19 protein-coding genes are annotated in these 24,117 nt (G+C 52.9%); 14 read left to right on the forward strand and 5 right to left on the reverse strand.

Features of this window, described 5'->3' with window-relative positions; all coding sequences use genetic code 11:
- Positions 1-69: 69 nt before the first annotated feature.
- Positions 70-1,284, reverse strand: coding sequence for a TIGR03862 family flavoprotein (locus J4E05_RS00085; RefSeq protein ID WP_349591535.1), 1,215 nt, complete (start codon positions 1,282-1,284; stop codon positions 70-72).
- Positions 1,285-1,628: 344 nt separating this feature from the next.
- Between J4E05_RS00085 and J4E05_RS00090 the strand changes: the two genes are divergently transcribed.
- The 4 genes from J4E05_RS00090 (at position 1,629) to J4E05_RS00105 (ending at position 4,934) form a co-directional block, all read left to right on the forward strand.
- Positions 1,629-2,684 carry an ABC transporter substrate-binding protein gene (locus J4E05_RS00090; RefSeq protein ID WP_085592425.1) on the forward strand — a complete coding sequence of 352 codons (1,056 nt, stop codon included), beginning with the start codon at positions 1,629-1,631 and terminating at the stop codon, positions 2,682-2,684.
- A gap of 89 nt (positions 2,685-2,773) precedes the next feature.
- The gene (locus J4E05_RS00095; protein WP_349591537.1) at positions 2,774-3,544 is read left to right on the forward strand and encodes an ABC transporter ATP-binding protein; all 771 of its coding nucleotides are present in this window, start codon (positions 2,774-2,776) and stop codon (positions 3,542-3,544) included.
- Positions 3,534-4,349 carry an ABC transporter permease gene (locus J4E05_RS00100; RefSeq protein ID WP_349591540.1) on the forward strand — a complete coding sequence of 272 codons (816 nt, stop codon included), beginning with the start codon at positions 3,534-3,536 and terminating at the stop codon, positions 4,347-4,349. The genes J4E05_RS00095 and J4E05_RS00100 overlap by 11 nt, the downstream gene beginning before the upstream one ends.
- Positions 4,350-4,478: 129 nt before the next feature.
- Positions 4,479-4,934, forward strand: a complete 456-nt coding sequence (locus J4E05_RS00105; RefSeq protein WP_085592421.1) for a host attachment protein — start codon at positions 4,479-4,481, stop codon at positions 4,932-4,934.
- 90 nt (positions 4,935-5,024) lie between these two features.
- On the opposite strand, the gene J4E05_RS00110 is transcribed toward J4E05_RS00105, so the two are convergent.
- Positions 5,025-5,150, reverse strand: coding sequence for a hypothetical protein (locus J4E05_RS00110; protein ID WP_349591542.1), 126 nt, complete (start codon positions 5,148-5,150; stop codon positions 5,025-5,027).
- Between the two features lie 34 nt (positions 5,151-5,184).
- Between J4E05_RS00110 and J4E05_RS00115 the strand changes: the two genes are divergently transcribed.
- The 3 genes from J4E05_RS00115 (at position 5,185) to J4E05_RS00125 (ending at position 8,239) form a co-directional block, all read left to right on the forward strand.
- A complete protein-coding gene (locus tag J4E05_RS00115) occupies positions 5,185-5,532 on the forward strand; it encodes a hypothetical protein (RefSeq protein WP_349591544.1) in 348 nt (115 codons plus the stop codon).
- 3 nt (positions 5,533-5,535) lie between these two features.
- Entirely contained in the window at positions 5,536-6,741 is a 1,206-nt protein-coding gene (gene pcaF / locus J4E05_RS00120; RefSeq protein WP_349591546.1) for a 3-oxoadipyl-CoA thiolase, read from the forward strand.
- 157 nt (positions 6,742-6,898) lie between these two features.
- Positions 6,899-8,239 carry a 3-carboxy-cis,cis-muconate cycloisomerase gene (locus tag J4E05_RS00125; RefSeq protein WP_349591548.1) on the forward strand — a complete coding sequence of 447 codons (1,341 nt, stop codon included), beginning with the start codon at positions 6,899-6,901 and terminating at the stop codon, positions 8,237-8,239.
- An 87-nt stretch (positions 8,240-8,326) separates the two neighbouring features.
- Here the strand turns inward: J4E05_RS00125 and J4E05_RS00130 are convergent, their stop codons facing one another.
- The gene (locus J4E05_RS00130) at positions 8,327-9,055 is read right to left on the reverse strand and encodes a TenA family protein (protein WP_085592415.1); all 729 of its coding nucleotides are present in this window, start codon (positions 9,053-9,055) and stop codon (positions 8,327-8,329) included.
- Positions 9,056-9,259: 204 nt separating this feature from the next.
- On the opposite strand from J4E05_RS00130, the gene J4E05_RS00135 reads away from it, so the two are divergent.
- The 5 genes from J4E05_RS00135 (at position 9,260) to J4E05_RS00155 (ending at position 14,084) form a co-directional block, all read left to right on the forward strand.
- On the forward strand, positions 9,260-9,511 hold the full coding sequence (locus tag J4E05_RS00135; RefSeq protein WP_085592413.1) for a YgaP family membrane protein: 252 nt from the start codon (positions 9,260-9,262) through the stop codon (positions 9,509-9,511).
- Complete coding sequence (locus J4E05_RS00140) at positions 9,508-10,413, forward strand: MBL fold metallo-hydrolase (RefSeq protein ID WP_349591550.1); 906 nt, start codon at positions 9,508-9,510, stop codon at positions 10,411-10,413. The genes J4E05_RS00135 and J4E05_RS00140 overlap by 4 nt, the downstream gene beginning before the upstream one ends.
- Positions 10,414-10,504: 91 nt before the next feature.
- Positions 10,505-10,918 carry a protein tyrosine phosphatase family protein gene (locus J4E05_RS00145; protein ID WP_349591551.1) on the forward strand — a complete coding sequence of 138 codons (414 nt, stop codon included), beginning with the start codon at positions 10,505-10,507 and terminating at the stop codon, positions 10,916-10,918.
- Positions 10,919-11,129: 211 nt separating this feature from the next.
- Positions 11,130-12,866 carry a SulP family inorganic anion transporter gene (locus J4E05_RS00150; protein WP_349591553.1) on the forward strand — a complete coding sequence of 579 codons (1,737 nt, stop codon included), beginning with the start codon at positions 11,130-11,132 and terminating at the stop codon, positions 12,864-12,866.
- A gap of 108 nt (positions 12,867-12,974) precedes the next feature.
- On the forward strand, positions 12,975-14,084 hold the full coding sequence (locus J4E05_RS00155; RefSeq protein WP_349591555.1) for a GNAT family N-acetyltransferase/peptidase C39 family protein: 1,110 nt from the start codon (positions 12,975-12,977) through the stop codon (positions 14,082-14,084).
- Between the two features lie 68 nt (positions 14,085-14,152).
- Here the strand turns inward: J4E05_RS00155 and J4E05_RS00160 are convergent, their stop codons facing one another.
- Entirely contained in the window at positions 14,153-16,114 is a 1,962-nt protein-coding gene (locus J4E05_RS00160; protein ID WP_085592401.1) for a GNAT family N-acetyltransferase, read from the reverse strand.
- A gap of 363 nt (positions 16,115-16,477) precedes the next feature.
- Between J4E05_RS00160 and J4E05_RS00165 the strand changes: the two genes are divergently transcribed.
- Both J4E05_RS00165 and J4E05_RS00170 read left to right on the forward strand, forming a co-directional pair.
- Positions 16,478-18,511 (forward strand): autotransporter assembly complex protein TamA, encoded by a 2,034-nt coding sequence (locus tag J4E05_RS00165; RefSeq protein WP_349591557.1) that lies wholly within the window; start codon positions 16,478-16,480, stop codon positions 18,509-18,511.
- Complete coding sequence (locus tag J4E05_RS00170; protein ID WP_349591558.1) at positions 18,511-22,941, forward strand: translocation/assembly module TamB domain-containing protein; 4,431 nt, start codon at positions 18,511-18,513, stop codon at positions 22,939-22,941. The genes J4E05_RS00165 and J4E05_RS00170 overlap by 1 nt, the downstream gene beginning before the upstream one ends.
- Before the next feature lie 87 nt (positions 22,942-23,028).
- Here the strand turns inward: J4E05_RS00170 and J4E05_RS00175 are convergent, their stop codons facing one another.
- Positions 23,029-24,030, reverse strand: a complete 1,002-nt coding sequence (locus tag J4E05_RS00175; protein WP_349591560.1) for a sugar kinase — start codon at positions 24,028-24,030, stop codon at positions 23,029-23,031.
- Positions 24,031-24,117 lie beyond the last annotated feature (87 nt).

Here is a 24,117-nt window from a genome sequence, read left to right on the forward strand (position 1 = left end):
TCTCGCGCAATTGGCTTTGCCAGCCGTTTTTATTTGTACGGCACATTGTCGAGTTTGTGATCCGCAAGTTTAAAGGGTGTCGACGCTCAAACAACCGGTTATCAAATATCCCCCTGTCGGCGCTTCCCAATCCACCATCTCGCCGAGGCAATAGGTGCCGGGGCGTTTTATAAGCTGGAAAGTGTCGTCGAGTTCTTCCCAAGCTAAACCGCCAGCGGTGCTGATCGCTTCGTCAAGCGGGCGAGGGCGGGCGATTGGGATGGGGAGTGACTTTATGGTGCTTGCCAATTTGGCCGGGTCGTTCAAAACCTCGCGCGGGGTGATTTCGAAAATCAGGGCGATTTTGGTGGCATCCAGCCCCAGCGCTTTGCGCAAATGGTTGCCCAGCGAATTTTTGCCGCGCGGTTTGGCAAGGCGGGCGGTGACGTCGGCAAGGTCGCGGTCCGGGGTCAGGTCCAATGTCACGGTGGCGCTGCCGGTTTGTAGCCAGGTATCGCGCAGTTTGGCGGAAACCGCGTAAACGGCGCTGCCTTCGATCCCGGTTTTGGCAATAACAAATTCGCCGCGCACGGTTTGATCCTCGCAGGTCAGGGTCACGGCCTTTACCGGGTTCCCGGCGCATTTTTCAATTAAATGATCGGTCCAGCGCACATCAAACCCGCAATTGGCCGGTTTGAACGGATTGCAGGTAATTCCGGCATCGGTCAGGATTTTCATCCATGCGCCGTTGGAGCCCAGCTTTTTCCAGCTGCCGCCGCCAAGGGCCAAGATGGTGACGTCGGCTTTTGCGGTAACCGTGCCATCTGGCGTGCAAAAAACCGCGTGATTATTGGCATCCCAGCCCGTCCATTGATGGCGGTAATGAATGGTGCAGCCAAGGTTGGCCAAACGGCGCAGCCAGACGCGCAAAAGCGGGCTGGCTTTCATGACTTTGGGGAAAACCCGGCCGCTGGAGCCAACAAAGGTTTCAATACCCAAACCTTCGCACCATGCCCGAATTTCAGCGGGGCCAAATTTACGCAAATGCGGTTCCAGCCGGGCGCGCGATGCGCCATAGCGCGACAGAAACGTTTCCATGTCTTCGTTATGGGTAATGTTCAGCCCGGATTTGCCTGCCATCAGGAATTTACGGCCCGCACTGGGCATCGCTTCGTAAATCGTGACGTTATGCCCGGCACCGGCCAGCCGTTCGGCCGCCATCAACCCGGCAGGACCGGCCCCAATAACAGTGGCGGTTTTCGCGGATGTCGGGGCGTGTGTGTCGGCAGTGGGTATGGCGGGCATTTAACAAGCCTTTGTTAAGAAGGAACCTTGCAGCATTTTAGGAAGTCTGGCGCGGTTATGCCGGTTTCGGCCCGGTTTGGCAATTGATCGCAATATTGCCTGTCCCGGTTATACGATCGAAATACGATTAAACCATCGGCTCTGATCGCGCTTGGGTGGGCGGAAACCATTAAATTTGTCTGACCATACGCCAAACATTGGCAATTCGGGGCTAATTCGTATAACAAAATTCCAGTGCCATTTCGGCAATTCAGTTTGGTGTCTTATCTGGCCCAGGTTATTTCCGGCGGGGACTGGCGGAAACCAGTGGTCAATTAATCAAAAAACGTTAAGTGGAGGAAGAAATGTTCTCATCCCGGATCAGGCGTGTTGCCCGTGGGGCAATGGCGGTTGCAACCGTTGCGACCCTGTCGACCGCCCTTGTTGGCATTGCCCATGCAGCGGAGAAAATTAACATTGCGACGCTGGCGTTTGTGTCGAGCGCGCCGTTGTTTATCGCCAAGGAAAAGGGCTATTTCGCCGATGAAGGCCTGGATGCGGAACTGACATTTTTCCGCGCCGCACAGCCGGTTTCGGTTGCTATTGCATCGGGTGATGCCGATTTTGGTGTTACCGCTTTTACCGGGGGCTTTTTTAACCTGGCTGCCAAAGGCGCGCTTAAGGTTATTGGTGCGCAATTGCATGAAGAACCGGGATATGACGGGTCGGCCATTCTGGTATCAAACAAGGCCTATGACGCTGGTTTGACCAAGGTTGAACAGCTTGCAGGGCACAGCTTTGCCCTTAGCCAGGTAGGGTCGAGCTTTCATTACATGATTGGCAATGTCGCCGAAAAAGCCGGGTTTGACCTTGCCAGCATGGAATTAAAGCCGCTTCAGGCGGTGCCAAACATGATTGGCGCGCTTAAAACCGGGCAGGTCGACAGCATGATTATTGTGCCCCACATTGCCAAGCCGCTGGCCAATGCCGGTGCAGCCCATATCATTGGCTGGGTGAATGATTATGTGCCTTATCAGGTTGGCGGGTTGTTTACATCTTCGCGCAATGTTGAAGAACGGCGGGACGTGGTGGCGCATTTTGTGGCCGCTTACCAAAAAGGCGTTGCCGATTATCGTGCCGCCCTGCTGGCAACCGATGGTAATGGCAAACTGGTAAAATCTGACACCACCGATGAAATCCTGAAAATCGTTCATAAATATGTTTATGCCGAAGACCCGGAAGAAAAAGCATTTCCGAAAATTCGCAATGGCGCGATGTTTATTACCCAGGATGCCAAACTTGATGTGAATGACGTTAAAAAGCAGGTCAAATGGTATCAGGACCGGGGCTATGTATCGAAAGATGCCAACCCGGATGACTTTATTGATACGAGCTTTATTCCGCCGCTTGAGGCAAAATAAAGCTGCCAGGGTATGATTTTGGGCCGGTCCGGCAAGCGGGCCGGTCCATTTGTTTTTTCATTTTACGATCAAATAAAAGAGGGCCGGTTATGCGGCTGGAAATTTCCGGTGTAAGCCATCGTTATGATCAGGTTGAAGCCTTGCGCGATATAAACCTGACGATTGAACCGGGCGAAATTGTTGCCCTGATCGGGCCATCGGGTTGTGGCAAGTCAACTTTGTTAAGCATCATTGGCGGTTTGTTAAAACCCAGCGAAGGGCAAATTACCGCCAGTGGCCCTGTACCTGACGGATGTTTGAACCCGCTAACCTATGTGTTTCAGGATTTCGCCCTTTTGCCGTGGCGTACCGTGGCGGGCAATATCAGCCTGGTTCTGGAAGATCATAAATTAAGCAAGGCCGAACGGGCCGCGCGTATTGACGAAGTGTTGGAACAAACCGGCCTGACCGATTTTCGCAATGCATTTCCCAAGCAGTTATCCGGCGGGATGAAACAGCGTGTAGGCATTGCCCGTGCTCTTGCGGTGCGTCCGGCTGTGTTGTTGATGGACGAGCCGTTATCGGCACTGGATGCCCAAACCCGTATTTTGCTGTTGGACGAATTTGCCGCGCTGTTTGCGCGCACCGGCATGACAGCCGTTTATGTGACCCATAATTTGAACGAGGCCGTCCGATTGGCGCACAGGGTGGTGGCATTGCGTCGTCGCCCCGGCACGATTAAGGAAATTCATACAATAGATGTGCCGATTGATCAGCGCCATGAAGGCGATCCGTTAATTGTTGCGCACGAAACGTCGCTTTGGGAATTGATCCGTGACGAGGCGATTGCCGCAGACAAGGAACTTGAAAATGTCGCCTGATCACCTGGACCCTGTAAAAAGCATGAACGAACCGGTTCGTTTCCGCGCGGTTGGTTTTAACCCGCGTTCCAATCCGCTTGCGGCATGGGGCAGCTTTGTTGTGCTGATTATTCTGTGGCAAATCGGGTGCAGTACCGGGTTTATCAGCGAACTTGCCATGCCCAGCCCTGTTGCGGTTAGCAAATCGCTGTGGCAATTAATTGTTAGTGGTGAGCTTTGGGTTCATTTGGCGGCATCGGGCCAGCGCCTGGCGGTGGGCTGGGTGCTGGGCACGGTTGCCGGACTTGTGGTTGGTTTTCTGGTCGGCATGTTTTCCTGGGCGCGGTCGCCCGGTGTGGCGCTGGTTTCCGCCCTGTTTCCCATTCCCAAAATTGCGTTGTTACCACTTTTCATTATCTGGTTTGGCATTGGTGAGCCGTCAAAATTTGCTACCATCGGTTTTGGTGTGTTTTTCCCCACTGTTATCAATACCTTTGGCGGGGTGGATAATGTGGCGCGCAATTTGATCCGCATGGGGCAAAGTTTTGACATGTCGACCTGGTCGATTGTGCGCAAAATCATTTTGCCTGGTGCTTTGCCCACTATCCTGTCTGGCTTTCGTATTTCATCTTCCATCGCCATTATTTTGCTGGTTGCGGCTGAAATGATCGGGGCGCAATATGGTATTGGTGCACTGATATTGTCGGCAGGCAGCTTATACCAGACCGACCAGTTGATTGCCGGTGTGGTGGTGCTGTCGGTATTCGGGCTTGCCATATCGTGGCTATTGGGGCGGCTGGACAAATGGTTGCTGTCGTGGCGCTAGCGGACGATGCTTTGATTTTGAACGTAAAAAAGGGCCAAATGCGGCCCTTTTTTTGTGTCTAACAATCGGAACATCCTCGTGTCAGCTTGCGTTTCGGCCCTGTTAGCAACAACAAAAAGGCAGGTTGTCATGCACAATAATCAGTGGATCGTCGTGGCCGATGGCGGGCGTGCCAATATCATTGCTGTGACCCGCGATGCCGAAGGCCGCCATTTGGACATTGTTCATGAAATGTCGGCGGATAATCGCCCCAGCCAGGAAATTGCCAGCGATAAACCGGGGCGTGGTTTTGCCAATCCCGGTGGAAACCAGCAACGTCATGCCATGCCCCCCTCAACCGATCCGCATCGCCATGCGCAGGACGAATTTGTTGCCGATGTGGTGAGCTATTTGACCGACAAACGAAACCACAACAAATTTGAAAATCTGGTGGTTATTGCTCCGCCACGTATCATGGGTGAAATGCGTGCCAAAATGCCCAAACCCCTTGCCGAGGCCGTGGAAGGTGAAATCACCAAAGACCTGACCAAGATACCGCTTGCCGACTTGCCGCAACATCTTAGCGGGACGGCGGGTTGGCTGTGATCTGGCAATGGTGGCCCTTAACATGATTGTCAGCAATGAAGGTTGTTTTTTCAGCCTCGGTCTGCCCCGCGGCATGTAACCGCGCACGTCCTAGCCATATACCGACATTACGCTGATTTTTGAAAGCGGCACCATTGGCACAAAATCCGGCGTTTTGCCGTTATCGATTGGTGATGGAGAACTGCGCGAAACGGCGGTGAATACTTTACCAGTCACCGGAATGTTCCGGTGACTGGTTACGGCGAGTTTTTTGGGGGTTTTAAAACAAGGCAAACGCGGCTTTGTTGAAAAAATCGATTTTGTCACCTCGCTTGGCTATGGCAAGGGTGGGGATGATCGTGCAAGTTATGGTGTAACAACCAAAGGGCCATCGCGCCTGAGTACGAATTTGTGCATTATGGAACCGCATTCGACGGACAAGGATTTTATCGTGACATCAATCCACCCGGGTATCAGCCGTGGCGATATGATCGCTACAACCGGCTGGCAGGTGGAATTTGTTGATGAAATTGCCCAAACGCCGGTGCCATCTGACCATGAATTACAAGTTTTGTGCGACCTGCATACATGCACCAACGCCGCACACGAGGGGCAATAAAGAATGACCGACGCCTATATTTGCGATTATATCCGCACCCCGATTGGCCGGTTTGGCGGGGCGCTGTCATCGGTGCGGACCGATGACCTGGCCGCCATTCCCTTGCGCGCCTTGTGCGAACGTAATCCCGATGTTGATTTTGCTGCGATTGACGACGTGATATTTGGCTGTGCCAATCAGGCTGGTGAAGATAGCCGCAACGTCGCCCGGATGGCGGTTTTGTTGGCAGGCCTGCCCGAAAATGTGACAGGCACCACAGTAAACCGTTTATGCGGGTCGGGCATGGATGCCATTATTATGGCGGCCCGCGCGATCAAGGCGGGCGAGGCCGATATCCTGATAGCGGGCGGGGTGGAAAGCATGTCACGTGCGCCGTTTGTGATGCCAAAGGCCGGGTCGGCCTTTTCGCGCAACGCCGAAATTTATGACACCACCATTGGCTGGCGCTTTGTTAACCCGGTGATGAAAAAGCAATACGGGGTTGAGTCGATGCCCGAAACCGGCGAAAACGTGGCCGAGGACTTTGGGATTTCGCGCATCGATCAGGATGCTTTTGCTGCCCGTTCCCAAGACAAGGCAGTTGCCGCGCAGGAAAATGGTATTCTGGCCGAGGAAATCGTTGCTGTGAGCATTCCGCAACGTAAAGGTGATGCGGTTGTCGTGGACAAGGATGAGCATCCGCGCCCCGGCACAACAGCCGAAAAACTGGCAAAGTTGCCCACCCCGTTTCGCGAAGGCGGGTCGGTGACGGCGGGCAATGCATCGGGCGTTAATGACGGGGCGGCAGCCCTTATTGTCGCCTCCGAAGCTGCGATTAAAAAATATGGCCTAACCCCGATAGCCCGCATTGTTGGTGGAGCCACCGCCGGTGTGCCGCCGCGCATTATGGGCTTTGGTCCGGCACCGGCCAGCAAAAAGCTGATGGCGCGTTATGGCATGAATGTTGGCCAGTTTGATGTTATTGAACTGAACGAAGCCTTTGCATCGCAAGGCCTGGCAACCTTGCGCGATTTGGGCATTGCCGATGATGATGCACGGGTGAATCCCAATGGCGGGGCGATTGCGTTGGGGCATCCGCTGGGCATGTCTGGTGCCCGCATAACCGGCACGGCAGCCCGCCAGTTAAAACGGGTGGGTGGTAAATATGCGCTGGCGACCATGTGTATCGGTGTGGGGCAGGGCATTGCCGTTGCACTTGAAGCGGTATAGTCCGCTTTGATGGCATGTGCGGTGCGTTGATGCAATTGCACGCTGATGTTCCCCTTGAATTGACCGCGAATTAACTGCGAATTAACTGTGAATTAACAGCGCCATCATGTTGGTTTTACCGATATGATGGCGTTTGTATTTTATCACGGGGAACAAAATGACCCTGTCACCATTTGATTCTGCCCTGCTGGGCCCGCTTTTTGCCGATGGCGAAATTGCTGCCTATTTCACCGATGACGCCGTTATTGCTTCGATGGTGTTGTTTGAAGCTGCCCTTGCCAGCGCGCAGGCCCGCGCCGGAGTTATCCCGGCAGATGCGGCAAAACGCATTGGTGATATCTGCCGCGATTTCGCGCCTGATCCGGCATCGCTGGCCGCTTTAACGGCCAGTACCGGTGTGCCGGTGCCTGCACTGGTCAAGGCATTAAAAGCCGAAATTGGCGGCGATGATGCCCGTTATGTGCATTTTGGGGCCACCAGCCAGGATGTCGTGGATACAGCTTTGGTTTTGCGAATGCGGGATGTTGTTGCTGTCGTACGGCGTCGTTTGCGCAAGGTCATTAAATCCCTGATGAGGTTGGCGGAAGACCATCGCCAAACGATAATGGCCGGGCGCACACGCAGCCAGCAGGCCGTGCCGACCACGTTCGGCCTTAAAGCTGCAGGTTGGCTGTTGCCATTGGTGCGGCTGGATCATCAACTGGTGATCGCGGTCCGGCAATTTTTGCGGCTGTCGTTTGGTGGGGCATCGGGAACATTGGCATCATTAGGTGATGATGCGGCCAGTGTTGAGCGGTATCTGGCCGACGAACTGGGCCTGGACACAACTGAAATGCCGTGGCACAGCCAGCGCGATGTTGTGATAGAGCTGGCGTCAAAGTTAACGATGTTAACCGGGGCGTTAGGTAAAATGGGGCAGGACCTGGTTTTGTTGGCCCAGTCCGAAATTGCCGAGATTACACTGGCAGATGGTGGCGGGTCATCGACGATGCCGCATAAATCGAACCCGATATCGGCTGAAATGCTGGTAACGCTGGCGCGGTTTAGTGCGACGCAGATGTCGCATCTTTATCATTCGCAAATACACGCGCATGAGCGTAGCGGCACGGCGTGGTTGCTGGAATGGCTAAGTCTGCCTGAAATTGTTATGGCAAGCGGCAAGGCATTGGCACTGGCGGCTGAAATGGTGCCATCCTTGCAAATCAATGCTGAAAAAATGCGCGAAAATATGGAAATTTCACATGGTGCCGTGTTGGCGGAAGGGGCCACCTTTGCCCTTGCCAGCCATATGGCGCGGGATGATGCGGACCGGATTGTCAAACAGGCCATTGCGCGGTCCCGGCACAATCACAGCAATATGTTTGATGAACTGCCCGCGCTGAGCAACGCCCCGGTTGATTGGGACCATGTTCGCGACCCGGCCAATTATATTGGCATGAGCAACCATTATATCGACCGGGTTGTCGGTGCTGCCCAGCGGGAGCTGTCGGAAAGCTGAGCAGGGATCGATAACTGTTGAAACGATAAGGGCGGGTGTTGATATGCAACCCGCCCTTTGTTTAATTGCCGTGTTAATGGCTTGGTATTATTCGCCTGCCTGGGCGGTATCAAAAAAGTCGATTTCCAGCTTGGTCGCCCTGGCAAAACGGGCCTGGCAGGCGGCACGTTCGGCATCGCTCAAATCGGGGCCGATTGCGTCAAGTTGACCGTTTAAATAGGCAACCACGCTTTCAAAATATGCACCGGTATGCAGGTCAATCCATTCTGAGAACCAGAAATCCAGCGGCGGATTGGTCGGAACCGTTTTTGCCACCCGATCAGCCCACCCCAGATAAGTACCTTCTGCAACCGCAAGAACCGCAACCATATTGGCATAGCTGGCACTTTCCAGGGCTTCTGCCATCAGGTCTTTGAAGCCCTTGGTGGCGTCCCAGTCAGGTGTGCCCAAACGTTGGTTGTTCCGCACGCCAAGGGCGGTGAAACACCGTTCAAAATAGGTGTTTTCCTTGCCGGTAATCAGGGCCAGGAACTGACAGCCCGGAATGCGGTCGGCCAGTGTCGGCGCGCGCGATACCGCTCCGGCAAGCAAGGCGGCAAAACGGTCTAAAAACCGATGGTCCTGTACCAGATAACGGCGCAAATTCTCGGTGGGCACCTTGCCCTGACCCCAATCGTCGGTAAAGGGGTGGTGGGTAACGGCGTGCCAGTCATCGGCGACAGTTGCTTTTAGCCATTGTGAAAAACCCTGCTGCGGGTTGGCTTTGTGCCATTCGGGCCAATCCACAAACGAACCGGCAGGTGTAGAACCAGACATAGACCAATCTCCAGATGCGAAACCGTAATACGGCTAGCATGGGGTAGATGTTCCCGCAACCGGGATAAAAACATTGGTCAGGGGAGGGGCCCGATTTGAAAACTGGAGCCATTACATATTCCACACGAAAAATTGAGCAAATAACATTTGTAAAACATAATTTAATAATATAAAAAATAACCAACTCAATGAATGGAGGCTCTAATGACTAATCTTGGAAGTCTGGATCGAACCGTGCGCCTTGTTGCCGGAATTGTGTTGCTGGTGTTGCCGTTTGTATTGGCTGGTGAAACCGGCGTTATGGCCGCGATGGGTGGCTATGCATGGCTGTCGCTGCTGGTTGGTGCGGTTTTGGCCATAACGGCGATTTTCCGGTTTTGCCCTGCATACTGGATGTTTGGCATCCGGACCTGCAAAACCGGCGGGGGCGCAAAACCGACAGGAGCCGTAAAATGACAATCGATCCGGCGCAGACGGTAGGTGGAACTACGTCGCCAAATCCGGTTGTTACGGCTTTTTTTGATCAGGCCACATTTACGGTCAGTTATGTGGTGCGTGACCCGTCGTCGCTGGCCTGCGCAATTGTTGACAGTGTGCTTGATTATGACCCGGCGGCTGGACGGACCAGCCATGCTTCGGCTGATGCGATGATAACCTATGTCCGGGATCATAATCTGACAGTGCACTGGATTTTGGAAACCCACGTTCATGCCGATCATTTATCGGCGGCACCGTATTTGAAGGAAAAACTGGGCGGCAGCATGGCGATTGGTGCGCAAATTACTGTCGTACAGGATACGTTCGGCAAAATATTTAATGCCGGAACCGAATTTGCCCGTGATGGTCGCCAGTTTGACAGGTTGTTCAATGATGGCGACCAGTTTGATATTGGTTCCTTGCAGGGCCGTGCAATTCACACACCGGGGCATACACCCGCCTGCATGTCCTATCTGATTGGGGATGCCGTGTTTGTTGGCGATACATTGTTCATGCCTGATTATGGCTCTGCACGTTGTGATTTTCCGGGTGGGGATGCGCATATGTTATATCGTTCGGCCCGGCGGTTGCTGGCCTTGCCGGGCGAAACCCGCATGTTCATGTGCCACGATTACAAGGCATCGGGGCGCGATGAATATTGCTGGGAAACAACCGTTGCGGCCGAACGAGCCAACAATATTCATTTAAACGAGGATGTCACCGAGGAAGAATTTGTGCGCATGCGCACTGATCGCGACGCAACATTGGGCATGCCCCGGTTAATTTTGCCATCTGTTCAGGTAAATATGCGCGCCGGGGAGTTGCCACCAGCCGAAGATAATGGCATCCGTTATATCAAGGTGCCGCTGGATGTTCTGTAAGGATATTTTGCGGCAGTCATTTAACAAAAGCCGCTGGATGTTCTGTAAGGATATTTTGCGGCAGTCATTTAACAAAAACGGATGCCATATTATGAAACGTCTGAGTGATGATCTGACCGTATCGCCGCAAGTACCGCTTGAAGCAATCCCTGCCATTGCCGAGGCGGGTTTTAAAACGATCATGTGCAATCGCCCCGATCAGGAAGATCCCGGTCAGCCATCCTTTGACGAAATAAGCGCCAAGGCAACACAGTGTGGTCTTGAAACCGTATTTTTACCTGTTGTTAGCGGCAATGTTCAGGACAGTGACGCAGATGCCTTTGCTACTGCGCTTGCCAATGCTGCCAAACCTGTTTTCGCGTATTGCCGTACCGGTACGCGCTGTACCATTTTGTGGTCGCTTGCCAGTGCCGATAAAATGACCACGCCAGAAATTGTCACCGCTGCTGCCAATGCCGGTTATGACATGGCAGGTCTGGCCCCGCGGATCGATGCACGCCGCTAGAATATAGCTATTATTTCGGGCCGGGCAGACACGCAATGTCACCACTTTGGGGCAGGCTGGATGCGGTCGGGCCCGAACGGAAACAGGGTGTCTGCGGGCACCCTGTTTTGATCGCAATCATTCTGGCAAAGTGTGGCGATGCAATATGGGCAACAGCGAAAATGGCGAGAACGGAGACCGGCAGGTAAACACCCTGATAAAGGAATGAAATTTGCGCCCGCTTTCCCGTTTTTTCCCCATTCTGGATTGGGGTCGGCATTATAACCGGCAGACCGCCGCCAATGATTTTATCGCGGCGGTTATTGTTTCCATCATGCTGGTTCCGCAAAGTCTGGCCTATGCCATGCTTGCAGGATTGCCGCCCGAGGTTGGACTATACGCCAGTATTTTGCCGCTGGTCGCCTATGCCATTTTTGGCACGTCGGCGACATTGGCTGTTGGTCCGGTTGCCCTTATTTCCCTGATGACGGCTTCGATTATTGGCGCCGTTCATTTGCCTGCCGGGGTAAGCCCGGTTTTAGCCGCGATGACCCTTGCAATCATTTCGGCGGTTATGTTGCTGGCAATGGGCCTGTTCCGATTGGGGTTTATCGCCAATTTTTTAAGCCATCCGGTTATTTCCGGCTTTGTCAGTGCATCTGGCATTTTGATTGCGGTGGGGCAGGTACGTCATTTGGTTGGTTTGCCCAAAACCGACGGCAATTTGCCTGAGATTCTTGCGGGATTGGTGTCGCACGCGGATAAGGTGAATGTCCTGACCGCGTTTTTGGGGTTTGGCTGCCTTGGTTTTTTGTTCTGGGTGCGAAGCGGTCTGCGGCGTGTTTTGTGCCGGTTGGGCATAGCCGGTGTTTGGGCGACTTTTGTGGTTCGGGCCGGGCCGGTGTTGGCCGTTATTATTACCACGCTGGCGAGCTGGTATTTCGATCTGGCGGCGGAGGGTGTTAAAATTGTTGGTACCATTCCCCAAGGTTTCCCGGCATTTTCCGCGCCGTCTTTTAACCCCGATTTGTGGCGTCAACTGGCGTTGCCCGCCCTTTTGATCAGCGTGATCGGTTTTGTTGAAACCATATCGGTGGCCCAGACGTTGGCGGCAAAACGGCGGCAGCGCATTCGCCCTGGCCAGGAACTGATCGCGCTGGGAATGGCCAATCTGGGTGCCGGGTTTGCCGGGGGCTTGCCGGTTACCGGCGGCTTTGCCCGTTCGATGGTTAATTTTGATGCCGGGGCACAAACACCTGCTGCCGGTTTAATGACCGCGGTTGGTATTACCGGGGCGACAGTGTTTTTAACCCCGGTTTTGTATTATCTGCCCCAGGCCACATTGGCGGCTACTATTATTGTGGCGGTGTTAACACTGGTTGACCTTAAAACGATTATTCACATCTGGCGTTATTCGCGGGCCGATTTTGGCGCGATGATGGTGACCGTTGTACTGACGTTGTTTCTGGGGATCGAACCTGGCATTATGGGTGGGGTTGTGGTGTCGCTGATGCTGTATTTGCATCGCACCAGCCGCCCGCATATTGCCGTGGTAGGCCAGGTACCCGGGACAGAGCATTTCCGCAATATTTTGCGCCATGATGTGGCCACGGGAACATCGGTTTTGACCGTGCGCCCCGATGAAAGCCTGTATTTTGCCAATTGCCGGTTTCTTGAAGATCGGATTTACGCGCTGATTGCGGAAAATACCGTATTGAAACATGTGGTGTTGATGTGTTCGGCGATTAATGAAATTGATGCCAGCGGCCTTGAAAGCTTGCGTGAAATAAATGCGCGCTTGCGCGATGCCGGGGTGATGTTTCATCTATCCGAAGTCAAAGGCCCGGTGATGGATCGTTTGGCACCTAGCGGTTTTGTTGATGAATTGGCCGGGCAGGTTTTTTTATCGCAATATGATGCGCTATCCAAACTGGACCCGGCGGCGCTAACGCCGTGCCGTATTGCGTAAATTGCACTGTTCAATTGTAGGGCTTCAGAGGCAATATGCCGTGTTTCGCAACCGGAATATCGCCATTGTTTTTGTGCGAAACCCCTGATGATTGTGGGTTTAAAGTGTATGTCTGATACCGTTTTGCGCCCTGCAACGGATGTTGACCTTGCCGATCTGGTGCGTATCGAAAATATCTGTTTTGATCAGGATCGAATGTCGCGTCGGACGATGCGGCATTTCATCGCCAGTGCGACAGCCGGTTTTTGGGTGGCGGTTTGTTCCGATGTCGTGATTGCCTATGTTGTGGTGATTTATCGCCGCAATACGGCATTGGCGCGTTTATACAGCATGGCGGTGGCCCCGGCCTTTCAGCGTGCGGGCATCGGGCAGATGTTACTGAGGCACGCCGAAGAGGCCACACTGGATTTTGGTGCGCCGATGCTGCGCCTTGAAGTTCATCCGCAGAATGATGCAGCAATTTCATTGTATCGTAAAAACGGCTATCAGGAATTTGCCCTGTATCCTGATTATTTCCCCGATCATAGCCCTGCCTTGCGGATGGAAAAGGTGCTGGTTCCGCAATTAATGCACCGTCCGTCTCCCTTGCATTTTTACCATCAAACCTTGCCGTTCACCTGTGGCCCGGCATCGTTAATGATGGCGATGAATGCGTTGAACCCGGCCATTGAAATGGACCGTCGTAGCGAAATTGCGATCTGGCGTGAAGCCACCACCATTTTCATGACATCGGGGCATGGCGGTTGCGGGCCGTTGGGGCTGGCATTGGCGGCGTATCGGCGCGGTTTTGGTGCGCAGGTGCTGGTATCGCGTGAAGGACCATTATTTGTTGATACGGTGCGCAAGTCTGAAAACCGTAAGGTGGTTGAACTGGTGCATCATGATTTTACGGATCAGGCTGCAAAGGCGGGTATCCCGGTTACGGCAGGCGCGTTTGGCATTGACGAAATTGAACGCCATAGCAGCAATGGGCAAATGGCGCTGGTTCTGATCAGTCAGTATCGCATTTACGGTGATAAAATTCCGCATTGGGTTGTGGTGTCTGGTTTTGATGACCGGTTTGTTTATGTCACCGACCCCGACATTGGCGAGGATGACGAACCCTATAATGGCAGCGATTGTGTTTCGGTGCCGATCCTGCGTCATGAATTTGATTTGATGGCGCGTTATGGCAGGTCCAAATTGCAGGCTGCTGTTTTTATCAACATGCCCAAATAAAACCCCTGCCACTATCTGGTGATAGCTATTTGTGGCAGGGACCTTAAAGCAGGTGTTTGTGGATTGGTCTATAATGTCCAGGGCTGGGCAATCTGGCCTAGCAGGTGGGCAATGATCCGGCGATATAAATCCATGCCAATCACCGCATCTTCTACCCCGCCATCAATGCTGGGATTATCGTTTACTTCGATAATCATGGGGCCATAGGGCGTTTCCTTGATGTCTACACCATAAAGGCCGTTGCCCATCAATCGGGCGGCAGAAAGGGCGGTTGATACAATATCGGCCGGGGCTTCCTCGACCGGAACGGTTTCAAATCCGCCTTCTTCGTAGTTTTTGCCGTCATCTTCATGTTTTACGATCTGCCAATGACCGGGTGCCATGAAATAGCGGCTGGCATAAAGCGGTTCGCCGCCCAAAACCCCAATCCGCCAGTCAAACGTGGTTTCGACATATTCCTGTATCACCAGCAATTCGGAATTTTTGAACATTTCTCCGGCGATCTGATGCAAATTCTCGCGCGAGGTCACTTTGCGAACACCACGTGAAAAACACCCGTCCGGAACTTTCAGGACACTGGGAAAGTTAAACTGGCTGCCAATTTCGTCGATCCGGCGTTTATCAAAAATCGCACTGCGCGGGGCGGGGATATGATGGGTCCTTAACAATTCAGCCAGATACACCTTGTTGGTACAGCGCAGGATTGAGTCGGGATCGTCAATTACGGGGATGCCTTCCTTGCGTGCCCGTTTGGCAAACCGGTAGGTGTGGTGGTCCAGTGCTGTGGTCTCGCGGATCAACAAGGCATCGAATTCAGATAAATGATGAAAATCCTTTGCCGTTATCAGTTCTGCCCGCGCGCCAAGGTCGGCCGCAGCCTGTACAAAGTTTGCCAGCGCATCGCTATCGGATGGTGGCAGGATTTCGTCGGGATCGTACAGAATGGCGACAAGCGCAGTGGGTGCCCGGCCATGAGACGGCTTGCGCACCCGGCCACGCAAATAGGCTTTCAGGGCGATTTCGAATGCGGGCATTTCGCTGGCATCAAGATGATGAAGCGATGGGGCCTCTATTTCGCGCAACAGCTTTTTATCACCTGCATTTAAATGCAGTCGCAAAATCGGGCAGCGAAACTGGTCAAACGCGCGCTGGGCAAGGTCGCGAAAGCGTTTATCGGTGGTTCGGCCAAAATAAACATCTATATGGTCGGGTCGTTCGGCACCGGGTTTGTTAAGCGCATCGGCAATCATGGGGCCAATTTGGGCGCGGGCAGTTTTTTGCAGTCGCTTCCAGTTTAAATCCAGTAATACGTCGGCTTCGGGGATCACGCGTTCGCTGCGTGCTGCGGCCAAAAGGCTGCAATAATACCCGCGCGATAAATATTCATAGGAATGGCACAGGTTAATCACCCGGCGATTGCGAATGCCATGATCAAGGGCAAGGTAATCGCGCACCTTCATTACCCGCGCACCGGCCACGTTAAACGGCAGGTCGCGCAAATGGTCGACCAGAATAAGCGGTGCACCAGTTGAAACGGCGGGCGAAAGTTGCGACGTCGCATCAAATAAATGGCGTTCCATGCGTTTGCCGTTTTCACCGTCTTCATAATAATCGGGCAAAAGGGCGACGTCGATATAGCCATGTCGTTCATAAATGGCACGGGCGGAATGGTTGTCGTCGCGCACTTCCAGGCGCATCTTGTCGCAACCAGCCTCGATTGCGACACTTTCCAGCCCGGCCAGAAGCTGTGTTCCCAAACCCTTGCCACGCCAGTTTTCGGAAATGGCCAGCGAATAAATACGTGCCGTGCCACTGCCTGAGCGTAAGAGCAACATGCCATAACCGACAACGCCATCCTCCCCGGCATCCGCAACCAGAACCCGAGCGGTGGGTTGGCGTAAAAATCGCGAAAATGTCGCGCGTTTCATGCGGTCGGTTGTGAAAACGGCCTCTTCGATGGCGCATAACCCGTCAATATCAGCTTTTTGCGCGGTACGTACAACAATCGGGGTAGTTTGTGAATGTGGCATAAAAGAAACCTTCTGGCCCGATACAGTAACAGTCGTTGCACGAAAACGCCTGACTGCGATAACTGGAATGACTATATATTTTCGATCATTAGCCTGTAACACATTGCTGTGTTAAATATCAGCATTAGTGACGGTGTTCTGGTAACAGGTTACGCACAATAGCGTTGAATTTACGGTCATGTGGTTGCCATTTTTTAATGGTAGCCATCGCGAATTCGCATTGAACTGCAAAGTGATATTGAAACATTTCCAGCGGCACTGCGTATAACATACCGGATTACAATTTCGGGTACAGGGACAAAAGGGACTGGGGCGTTGCCAAAAAGATTTGATCCGTTTTCGGGCGGATGCAGAAAAAGAAGGATGATGCTGTCGGTTTGGGTCGGGGCATCGCTGCTGTCGGCATGTTCCTTTACTGAAAGCCTGCCATTCGGTGACGGTGCGGATTCAGCCACAACACAGGATGTTGGTCGCGCCATTCCCTATTCTGTAACCTATCAGGGTATGGACCCTCATGAAGAACGGTTGTTAGCCGCGCTTAAGGAAAATAGCACCGCCATTCGCTTGCAATCACGACCAACACCGACCAGGGCTGGCCTTGAACGGCGTGCGGACGATGATGTTGAACGGTTTGTTCGTGTTTTACGATCATTTGGTTTTTATGATGCGGTTGTGAATTACGATATTCGCGATGCTGATATTGGCCCGCCAAATGGCGAAACCGACATTACCCCTGATGGCGATAAAATTGAGGCGCCGACTGGTGCGCAAAATGCGTCAAATCCTGAGCCGACGTCAGATGCCGATAAAAAAACGGCTGTTAAAGCGGGTAAAACAGAGGCATCCGATAACAAGGATAAAGCCCCGGATTCGCCGGCATTAGCCAGTAAGACAGCCCCGGAACCGGTTATTCTGGAATACCGGATCGATACCGGCACGCCCTATTTGCTGGCCGATGCCGAAATAACAATAATTCATCCTGATGACAGCCGTGAAACGCGGTCGATGACGGACGAGGAATTAAAAACGGCAAATCTTTCGATTGGAATGCGTGCCGAGGCCGACCCGATCATTTTGGCCGAACAAAGTGTTCTCGATGTTTTTCGTAATCAGGGTTATCCGCTCGCCAAGGCTGGTAACAAAAAGGTTTTGGCGGATACCGCGGAAAAAACCATGCGCGTGACTTACGAAGTTATTACCGGTGAACAGGCGCGTTTTGGCAAAATCAGCGTAGTTGGCGCACAGGATGTCGATGCCGATTTTATTCGTGGTTATCATAGCTGGGGAAAAGGGCAGGTTTATTCGCCACAGGAAGTTACCACCACGCGCCGTGATCTTGCGGAATCCAACCTGTTTAATTCCGTGATTGTCAAACCGGTGGGGCCGGTGGATGAAAATGGCGAAATTCCCGTTGAAATGCGCGTGCAGGAACGCGACCACCGGTCGATCGGTGGCGGGATAGATTTTTCAACGGCGGATGGTCCGGGTGCCAATGCCTTTTGGGAACACCGAAACCTGTTTGGGGAAGGTGAAAAACTGCGTCTGAAACTGGAAGGATCAGGGTTGCAGCAAGGGGCGTCGGCCAGTTTTAGAAAACCCCAGTTTTTGCGCCGCCGTCAGGCCCTTATCGCGGAAAGCGAAGTTACAAAATATAGCACCGATGCCTATGATGGTGACCTTGCAAATGCCTTTACCGGGATTGAGCGCGAATTTTGGGAAAACTGGTCGGCGACCTATGGCGTGACGGTTGAATATTCCGACCTGACAGGTGCCGATTCTCCGAACGAGGAATTTTACCTGGGTGGGTTACGCGGTGTTTTACGCCACGACAACACCAACAATGCCCTTGATCCGACGACAGGCAACCGGATGGAACTTAGCGTTTCACCCTATATCAGCCTTGCCGGGGCGCACACACAGTTTACCTCGATCGCGCTTAACGGGTCGCAATATTATGCTTTCGATGACAGGGGGCATTATGTTTTGGCCGGCCGTGGCCGTATTGGCAGCATCATTGGCGATGATCGATCATCGTTGCCGTCTAACAAACGGTTTTATTCGGGTGGTGGCGGTTCCGTGCGGGGTTACGAATATCAGACCGTCGGGCCGCTTAACCAGGATGGCGACCCGATCGGGGGACGGTCGGTGATCGAAGCCGGGCTGGAATTTCGCGCACGTATCACAGACAGCATCGGTTTGGTGCCGTTTGTTGAAGGGGGCAATGTTTATGAAGGGGTGAAACCCGAAGATGTCAGCCTGATGTGGGCGACGGGGCTTGGCCTACGGTATTACACTGCCATTGGCCCGGTCCGGTTTGATTTTGCTGTGCCGCTCGATAAACGTGAAAATATTGATGACGATTTCCAAATCTATCTTAGCCTGGGTCAGGCATTTTAATGGCTGATATGAATAATTCAAACGGTGCGATCCCTGAACGCCCCGTATGGCGGTGGTTTAAGCGTATTGTGCTGGCTGTTCTGGCACTGTTTGTTGTGCTGGTTGGCATAATAGTGCTGGCTGGAACCGGCCCGGTTTTACGTCAACTCACCCCTTGGATCAATAAAACGGTATCGGATGCCGTGAATGGTACGTTTGTGTTGGGCCGGGTTGAAGGCAACCTGTGGGGCCAACTGGACGTGTCGGGGGTGACCCTGGAAATGCCGGAAACCGGCCTGGCAGTTCAGGGTGATGATTTGGTTTTCGCATGGTCGCCATGGGCGTTATTTGGCGCAAAAGTTGATATTGATCGCATTTCGGCATCGCACATGGCTGTGACCTTACCTGACAGGGCGGGCCCCGAAACACCGGTCGAGCCTGCAGATGAAACCGGGTCGGGGTTTGTTTTGCCTGTGTCGGTAAAACTTGGCACCCTCGAAATTCCGGACATCCAAATCACCAACCCGGTGGATGGACGTGTTTTTTCCTATCAATTAAATGCGAATGCTTCGGCCAGTCAAAATCTGTCGGCGATGCTGGGGGTTAATTTGCAACCCCGTGATGGCAGTGTTGATCATATCCGCGCAAATCTGGATTTTGATGCCGATGCCCAAAAATTAAAGGCGGATATTGACGCCAAACTGGACCGGACCGGTCTGGTTATGGCCTTGGCCGGGTTAAATCCGGACGAGGCCCCTGATGTTACGCTGTTGTTAAAGGGCAGTGGCCCGGCAAACGACTGGCATGGCGATTTGACGTTAACTGCCAGTGACCTTGCAAAAGTTGCCGGTGCTGTAAATGTGCAGTTGGGTGAAAATCGAAATATTGGTTTTGGTCTGGATGTTGCCGCAACCACGCTGGGCCAGCTTGCATCTACATTGCCTGCGCCATTGCAAGGTGATGTTGGTATAAAAACGGCCGGACGGTATGACGGCGAACACGAGAAACTTGAAATTACGTCATTAAACATTACCAGGGATAAATTACTGGCCCTGAAAGGTTCGGCGGATATTGATCTTGCCAACAGCCAGATTGATGCAGAATTGACATCTGATATTGATGGTGCCGCCAGTACCTTGATTGATGATGCGGCAACATGGCAGGGCATGCAGGTTACGGCCCATGCCAGTGGCGATTTGGCAATGCCCGATGTCGACGCGGAAATTTCAGCGCGGAATGTTAAGACGCCCGTGTCGCATCTTGAAACGCTGGTCGTTAACGCAAAGCTGGTACCAACAAATGGCGACTTTGCCATGCAGGCATCGGCCCAGACCACAGGTCACACGTTTGATGATCAAAGCCTGGGGGCAATGGTTGGAACGCAGCAGGATGTGACGATAAATGCCAGTGCCTCTGCCGATTTTTCACAGGTTACTGTTGATGATTTCACATTAAAAACACTAACGCTATCGGTGAACGGGCAGGCGGTAATTGATGCGCAGGGCAATGTGAACCAGGCATCTCTTCATGCCAATATCCAAGACCTTGTTGCCTTTGCGCCCATTTCGGGCATGGACCTGCATGGGCAGGGTACTTTGGATATTTCCGATGCCGCCTGGAATATGGCGGATGGGGGCAAAGCAAATATTGTCCTGCAAACCGCCGACACCGGTTTTGGCATTGCCGAATTGGACCATGTTGTTGGCTCCAGCCCGGCGATCGAGGCTGCGGTTACCATCAGCCCGAAAATGGACCTGATGGTTGATGTGAATAATGTGAAAACCGCGAATGTCAACGGCGGCGCCAAACTGGCGATCACCAATGATTTTAATACTTTGTCGATTGATGCTGATTTGGCATTGGCGCCAGGTATCGTGCCGCCATCGGTGCCGGTATCCTTAAAGGACAAAGCCGGGCGTTTAACGGTGCGCCTTAATGGCCCGCTGGCCGAGCCACAAGGTGATATCAGGCTGGTGGTTCCAATGCTTGGTACATCGGGCGAGGCCTTTAAAAACGTTAATCTGACCAGCCATATGGCGTGGCAACACGATAAAACCGGTAAGAATGCCCCTGCATTGCAATTGGAGAATACAGGCAAATTTGACTGGCGAGGCGCCCCTTATCATCTGGATGCCGATGTCGGTTTGCCTGCCTCCGGCCTTGAGGTATCCAATATCAGCCTGACAGGAGAGCATATCGACCTGACGGGGCGTGTGGCCTTGCCAGGTAATGCCGTGCCACTCAGTGGGAACATCGCGTTAACCCGGTTTGACGCCATGATGGCGCAGGGTTTCGGGGTGCCACTTGCCAATGGTAAAATCACTGCCAGCCTTGATTTTTCGGCAAAAAATGCGGCGCAACATATTACGGCATCACTTTCCGCCAAGGGCTTGCGCATGGTGGACCCGCAAGGGATCGAAACCACTCGGCTGGATAATGTTGCGATTGATGGCACCATCGAAAACGCCTTTGCCGACCCGGAACTGGACTTAAAGGTCTCCGGTTCGGATATTGGTGTGGCCGAGGCACGGGTTGAAAAAATTTCAGCCACGATCAAGGGGGTTCTGGCGAAACTGCAAACGACGGTAAAGGCGCAGGCCATGGTGCAAAACCGTATCCCGGTCAAACTTGATGCCGCGGCTGAAATTGCCCTTTCCAATGACATATCGGTCACTGCGAATAAATTGAACGCCGATGTCGGTACCCAGCATATTGCCTTGCGCCAGCCATTGGTTTTTCGTCAGGGCGCAAATGGCAGCCTGACCGCCGATGCAATGCTGTCTATCGGGAAAGGTCAGCTTGACGCGAAACTTGACCTTGCGCCGGGCAAAAGTTTTGAGGCAACCGCCGATATCAAGTCGCTGGTGTTAGGACCGTGGGGGGCAATGTTTGATGTTGCCGGGCTGGATGGCACCTTAACCTTGAATGCGGATGCCCATGAAAAACCGGGAAAACCTGCCAGCGCCAATATTGATGGTAAAATTAGCGATATCAGTGTTGCTGCGGCGGCGCAATTGCCGCCCCTGGCCCTGAACCTGACGGCATCTTTGCGCGACGGCGGGGTTTCCGCCGATGTTGATATGGGCCGACCTGATATGCGCATCATTACCGCAACCGCCAAATTGCCGGTGGATGTGTCTTTTCTAAAAGGGCAGTTTGCCGTTTCACCAGACCAGCCCCTTTCTGCACAGGTAAAAATGGATGGTGAAATAGGGCAGTTTTGGCCCTATGTGCCCTTACCCGACCATGCGCTTGCCGGGGAAGTAAAGCTGAATGCCAGTGTTGACGGAACTTTGTCCGATCCACAATGGGAGGGTACCGTATCGTTGCGCGACGGGCGCTATGAACATATGCAATATGGTACGCTTGTGCAGGATATCGTACTTGACGGTGTGTTTAACAATGACGGGTTTAAACTGACAAAATTAACAGCCGATGATGGCGGGCAGGGCACGCTGACAGGTAAGGCTGATGTCGAACTTGGTGACGGGATAAATTACACCGCCAATATCACCATGCGTAATATGGCGATAACGCGTATGGACGAATTGCGTGTCTGGACGGATGTTGATGTGGATGTAAAAGGCGATGAAAACAAAGCTGATATTGAAAGCAAAACCACATTACGCCGGGGCGAGGTCGATTTAAGTGTTGCCTTGCCAGCATCAGTGCCGGAACTTGATGTTCAAAACCTTGCCAAAACGCAGACTGAAGAACAGAAAAGGGATGATGCTGATAAGGGTGGTTTTGTCGCTAACCTAAATGCCAGGGTTGATGTGCCTGGGCGCCTGTTTGTGCGGGGCAAGGGGCTTGATTCCGAATGGGGCGGCCACCTTGATATTACCGGTCGGGCGGATAACCCGAAAATTGTGGGTGAATTGCGTGCCTTGCGCGGGCAACTGGATCTGATTGGTAAAACCTTTGTTATCAAGGATTCCAAAATTACGTTTTCCGGGGCACAACCACCTGATCCGCTGCTTGATATCGCCGGTGTTTATACAACAGATGATTTGACGGTTACGGCATCCTTGTCAGGCCCGGCCAACGACCCGCAATTAAGCCTGAGTTCGGAACCCGCCCTTCCGCAGGACGAAATTCTGTCACAGGTATTGTTTGGTAAATCGCAAGGCAGCCTAAGTGCTGTGGAAGCCGTGCAATTGGCGAATGCCGCAGCTCAGCTTTCGGGCAGTGGCGGCGGGCTCGATGTTATTGGCAGCATTCGCAATTTCATCGGTGCTGATGTCTTGCGTGTTGATGGTGGTGACGAAGGGCCAACAGTCAAGGCGGGTAAATATCTGACAGATGATATTTATGTTGGCACCAAACAGGGCACGACGCCGGGTTCCAGCGGGGTTGAAGTGGAAATAGAACTATCCCCGCATATTAAAATCACCACGGAAACCAGCGAGATAGACAGCAAGGCCGGCATTCAGTTCAAACTGGATTACTAAGCGGTATCCTACGAAAAATGCCCCGGCTGCTTTATTGCGCCGGGGCATTTTTATGAAATGGACGATACGACGGGCTGGAGTGGTGGGTTAAAGAACCAGATCGTCGATATCAACCAGTGCGCCGCGTGTCCCAATGACACGACCTGCAACTTTCTGAGCAATTTGAATGGCATTTTCAATGTCGATGCCATTTTTGCGGGCAGCAAGGTAACTGCCATTAAACGAATCGCCAGCCGATGTCGTATCAACAACGCGGTCGATTTTGGGGGGTGTTACAGTGCCGCTTTCGCCGGTCTGGGTAATATAGGTGGATGGTTGCGCGCCATTTTTGACAATAACTTCACCCGCCCCGGCGCTAAGCCAGCGTCTGGCACAATCTGCGGGTGTTTCATCGCCAAAAAGCGCTGCTTCATCATCGAATGTCGGCATCAGGATATCGCACAGCGGTGCCATCGTGGCATAGGCGTTTTTGGCGGTCGTTGTGTCGGCCCAAAGGCGGGGGCGGTGGTTGCTGTCAAAACAAACCCGGGTGCCGTTTTGCCGTAACGTTGCCAGCATTGTGAACAGTTTGGCGCGGTCTGCGTCGGATAGAATAGCCAATGAAATACCCGAAAGATAAACCATGCCATACTGAGCCAGTTTGCCGGTTAGGACAGTTTCATAACCGTCTTTTAGCAATTGTTTTGCTGCAGCATTTTGCCGCCAGTAACTAAAACTGCGTTCGCCGCTGTTATCGGTCTGAATGGCATAAAGCCCGGGCAATTCCCCGTCAATCTGGCGCACAAGGCTGGCATCCAGCCCATCCTGCTGCCAGGCGGTTATCATTGCAGTGCTATAGGGGTCGGTTCCCAAGGCTGTGACATAGGAAATGGCAGCATCGTTTTGCGCCGTATCCAATGCTGTCGGGGCTGTTTTACCCTGTTGTAAAATCAGCTTGCTTGCGCGTGCCATATAGACCGCTGCATTCAGGGTGTCGCCCGCATAAGACAGCTTGGCAGGGCCAAAAGCGGATGAAGGTTCGGCGCTGTTACTGGAACTGGCAGCCGAAATTTCGATCATGCATTCACCGATGAAGGCAGTTTTGGTCATTTAAAAAATCCTGTTTGCGGGTTTACCGTGAAAAGTAAAACCGGTTTTCAATCTGGTTGCAGGGCAACTTGCCGTGAAGTTTGGTGC

Source organism: Thalassospira sp. NFXS8 (assembly GCF_040148805.1).
In the GTDB taxonomy this organism is placed as follows: Bacteria; Pseudomonadota; Alphaproteobacteria; order Rhodospirillales; family Thalassospiraceae; genus Thalassospira.